Source organism: Desulfomicrobium escambiense DSM 10707 (genome assembly GCF_000428825.1).
GTDB lineage: Bacteria > Desulfobacterota > Desulfovibrionia > Desulfovibrionales > Desulfomicrobiaceae > Desulfomicrobium > Desulfomicrobium escambiense.
The window spans coordinates 1-3,485 of sequence record NZ_AUAR01000009.1 but is presented as its reverse complement, the minus strand read 5'-3'; the positions used below and the strand labels follow the sequence as shown (position 1 = coordinate 3,485).

At 55.7% G+C, this 3,485-nt stretch carries 2 protein-coding genes and 1 pseudogene; 1 reads left to right on the top strand and 2 read right to left on the bottom strand.

Features of this window, described 5'->3' with window-relative positions:
• Nucleotides 1–49 precede the first annotated feature (49 nt).
• Nucleotides 50–1,363: a TolC family outer membrane protein gene (locus G394_RS0109570; protein WP_245578307.1), complete on the bottom strand. Its 1,314-nt coding sequence runs from the start codon at nucleotides 1,361–1,363 to the stop codon at nucleotides 50–52.
• An 862-nt stretch (nucleotides 1,364–2,225) separates the two neighbouring features.
• On the opposite strand from G394_RS0109570, the pseudogene G394_RS18725 reads away from it, so the two are divergent.
• A pseudogene (locus G394_RS18725) lies at nucleotides 2,226–3,287 on the top strand (IS1634 family transposase); the annotation flags it as partial.
• A 26-nt stretch (nucleotides 3,288–3,313) separates the two neighbouring features.
• Here G394_RS18725 and G394_RS20780 read toward each other — a convergent pair.
• Nucleotides 3,314–3,485 (bottom strand): integrase core domain-containing protein (locus tag G394_RS20780; protein ID WP_156902562.1); only part of this gene is annotated, 172 nt, incomplete at its 5' end.

Here is a 3,485-nt window from a genome sequence, read left to right as displayed (position 1 = left end):
GCCCAAACCCTCCCACCGCCCCTGCGAGGGCGGCAAAGCGGTGAACGGTTTACTTCACGAGCCAGTTTTCCAGATTCCGCAGGTCCTTCTCGGCCAGGGTGCCTACGGCCTGCTTGAGCCTGAGACTGTTGAGGATGTAGTCATAGCGGGCCTGAGCGTGGTCGATGCTGACCATCGCCAGGTCGCGCTCGGCATCCAGGACGGCCAGGCTGGTGAAAAGCCCGGACATGAACCCTTCCTGCTTAGCCTGCAGGGCCAGCTTGTTGGCTTCCACCGACTCGGCCAGGGCGTCGACGCGCTTCAGGGAACTGTCGACTCCGAGGAAGGCCGCTCGGGTCTTGCGGTCCACCGACCGCTCCTGCTTGATCAATTCCTGGCGGGCGACGCTCACTTCGTGCCTCGCCGAACGCACCTTGGACGCCACTTCTCCGCCCTGGTACAGCGGCACTTTCAGCTGCACGCCGACCTTGTACGTCTCCACCTCGCTGCTGCCGCCGAAGAGGGAGTCTTCGGTGTCCTCGTTGTCAAAAGAGCTGACGAGGTTTAGGGTCGGGTAATGCCCGGCGTTCTGACGCGAAACCTCGAGTTCGGCCACCGCTACGGCTTTCCGGCCCAGTTCTATGGCCGGATTTCCGTCGACGGCGCCCTTGAGCCACGAATCCATGTCCGCCGGCTCGGCGCCCTTGAAACGCACATTGGGCCCCAGCTGAACCAGGGCATCCACCGGTTCCCCAGTGACCTCACTCAGACCCTGCAGGGCGTCGGCGAGCTTGTTGCGGGCCTCGATGGTCTGGGCCTCGGTGGCGGCCAGGCGCGCCTTGGCGTCGTGCAGGTCGGTTATGGGAACGAGCCCCATGTCCAGGCGGCTCTGGGCGAGCTCGAAGTGCTTCTCCACGGCGGTCTGCTCGATGACGGCGTATTCCAGCCTGTCCCCTGCGGCCAGGGCCTGGAAGTAGAGGTCCGCGACGCGCGTGATGAGTTCCTGCCCGGCAAGCACGTATTCCATCTCGGACCTGGCCCGGACGACTTCGGCCTGTTTCCATCCGACGTACGCCCCCCAGTCGAACAGGGGCTGGGTCAGGGTCACCGCATACGTCGTGGTCCCGTAATCGGCAGTGCCGGCATCGTAGACTTCGTTCTCGGTGCTGACGATGTCCTGGTTCTGATGCACGTAGCCCGCCGTGGCGACGACAGTGGGCAGCATGGCGGCCAAAGCCTGCCGCTTGCCCTCAGTGGCGACAAGTGTCCGGAATTGATAGCTTTGAAAGGTTGGATCATTCGCGATCGCCTGCCGGTAAACATCCATGAGACTCGCTGCACGTGCAGACGTTGAAAGAAAAAGGAGAGCTGCCAATAACAGCATGGTCTTTCTGCACTGAACCGCGATGGAACCCTCCGGGAACGCGAAAACCCACTTCATTGCTTCCTCCTGGAAAATCATGAAGGTCGAAAATTTTCTATTATTTTCAAAAAAACGAAATACACAACATACAATCAAAACAGATAGATTACATCTTTACATAAATTAACATGGCAAGCGCACGATAGAACATATCGTTATCTCGTATACAGTTTAAAAAAAACACCGAACTTTGAAAAATAAGTACATACAAAACGTGCAGTTATTAGCAGAAAACCGTACATATTCGCAAGACATTTTATTCCCTGGCTGCCACCTTCATTCAGCATTTTCGTCTCAAGGAATATTCAGAAATGCCCCAAAAACTTCCGGGCCTTCGAACATTGCCCAGTCTCCGCATCTCGCCTGGACTGGACGCAGGAGTTTCGTGTATGCTCAAAAAGCTGCCCGAGATTCTTCAGTGACCATGATTGTGATAAATTGAAGCGCATGCAGTGCGAGATCAGTTTGCTCGCGGACCGCGAGACCGACATCGCACCGGAGCCAAGGCCGCTCCCGACTATTCCGATTGATTTCTCATCCCCGTTCGTTTTTTTTAGAACAAACCAATAAGGTGATCGACACCCTGGGGAATATGAAAAAGGGTGACTTTTGAGGTGACATGAGGGGTCCGCGAATCGTTAGACAGGAGTTTCGAAAAAATCTCCTGATCCAGGCCCATTTTCTTCATAATTCCAGACTATTACCCTTACATTTCCTGTAAGACCCCTTCCTTTCCCGTTTTTCCACGACACAACTTGCTGATTTTTTACCAAAAAGAATGATTTTTCTTGCACATGTAAGACCCTTATGATATGGCCGAGACATGGCGCACCTTCATAAGAAAATGAAAAACGGAAGACCCTACTTCTACATCCGTGAGATTGCCCGTGTGAACGGCAAGCCCAAGGTTGTGAATCAGGTCTACCTCGGCACAGTGGAAAAGATTCTCAGCTTGGTCACTGGGCAGAAGTCTACGGACCTGAGTCGCATTCAGGTCCAGGAGTTCGGCGCGTTGTGGCTGGCAAACGAGATCGAAAAGATGGTTGGCGTGACCGGGATCATTGACGAGATTGTCCCGCAGAAATCCAAGGATTCCGGGCCAAGCGTCGGTGAGTACTTTCTCTACGCCGCCTTCAACCGCATGGTCGACTCCACGTCCAAACGAGCGCTGCCGGAATGGTTCTCCCATACCGCCATCCAGTCCATTCGAGCCACCGATATCCAGGTGCTGGATTCAGATGGCTATTGGCGCAAATGGGGATTGGTCGAGGAGAAGCATCTGCGCGACATCGCCCAGAAGCTCTTTGCCAGGATTGCGGAACTGCGCCCTTCGGCCTCGGGATGCTTCTTGTTCGATACCACCAATTACTTCACGTTCATGGCCAGCGATACCGAATCGGAACTGACCAAACGCGGCAAGAACAAGGAAGGACGGGACTGGCTCAGGCAGGTCGGACTGGCCCTGCTGGTGGATAGGCAAACCCGGCTGCCGTTCTTTTACCGCGAATACGAAGGCAACCGGCATGACTCCCGGTTGTTCCAGTCGATCATCGACGAGGTCTGCGCGACAATGCAGGGTTGCGGACAAAAGGACGTGACCATCGTCTTTGACAAGGGAATGAACTCTCCGGAGAACATCAGCGCCATTGACGCCACGGAAGGCGCTCACTTCATCACCACGTATTCTCCATATTTTGCCGAAGATCTCATTCATGCCGGGCGCGATCAGTTCTCGGTAGTCGAGACGGTGCACAACCTGGAACTCAAGGCTCAGGGCCGCGAGGACGACCTTCTTTCGGCCTGGCGCACGACCGGCGAATACTGGGGCCGGGAACGCACCGTCGTCGTGACGTACAACCCGCTCACGGCAACCAAGCAGCGGTATTGACCTGCCGGGAAACTTCGGACCACTCAATTCTTGAGGGTTTCCCCACGGTTCATGTTTTTTCCATACTGCCGACAGAAATGTTCTGGCGTCATGTTGTTCAGGCTTGAATGCGGGCGAACGGAGTTGTAGTGCCGCCTCCATTCCTCGATCACAACCCGCGCCTCGGCCCGACACCGGAACCATTCCATCGACAGA